1 protein-coding gene is annotated in these 543 nt (G+C 40.5%); it reads right to left on the bottom strand.

What is annotated here, in order from left to right:
• Positions 1 to 36: 36 nt before the first annotated feature.
• Positions 37 to 486: an Hsp20/alpha crystallin family protein gene (locus tag WKT17_RS16260; protein WP_173750339.1), complete on the bottom strand. Its 450-nt coding sequence runs from the start codon at positions 484 to 486 to the stop codon at positions 37 to 39.
• Positions 487 to 543 lie beyond the last annotated feature (57 nt).

Here is a 543-nt window from a genome sequence, read left to right as displayed (position 1 = left end):
CTCTCCTTATGTCAAATGTATGCAATTTTGTCGTTATTATCCTTCGATGGAAATGTATTTGTTGTCTTCCACCTGTTTTTTCACTTCTTTCGGAACAGTCAATCTCAGGATACCGTCTTCAAATTTCGCATGAATATCTTCCTGCTGTACCTGCTCGCCTACATAAAAGCTTCTGCTCATAGCGCCTGCATAACGTTCTCTGCGAATATAGTTTCCTTTTTCATCCTGTTTGTCCTTATCCAGGCCTTTTGCTGCGCTGATAGTCAGATAGCCGTTTTCCAGTTTGGCGGAAACTTCTTCTTTCTTAAATCCCGGCAGGTCGATATCCAGTTCATAGGTTCCTTCTGTCTCCCTGACATCCGTCTTCATCATGTTCTTTTCATGCTTGCCGTACAGCGGGTTCTTTCTTCCGAAAAACTCTCTCTCAAACGGAAAATCCATCCAATCATCAAATAAACTTTCTCCAAAAATACTAGGCATCATCATAAGTCATATCTCCTTTCCAATGACATACAAATTTATTTTAGCACTTTGGGAAATCCA

The sequence above is a fragment of the Blautia sp. HCN-20427 genome, assembly GCF_037890365.1.
Classification (GTDB): Bacteria; Bacillota; Clostridia; order Lachnospirales; family Lachnospiraceae; genus Blautia.
This window is presented reverse-complemented; position numbering and strand designations above follow the sequence as displayed.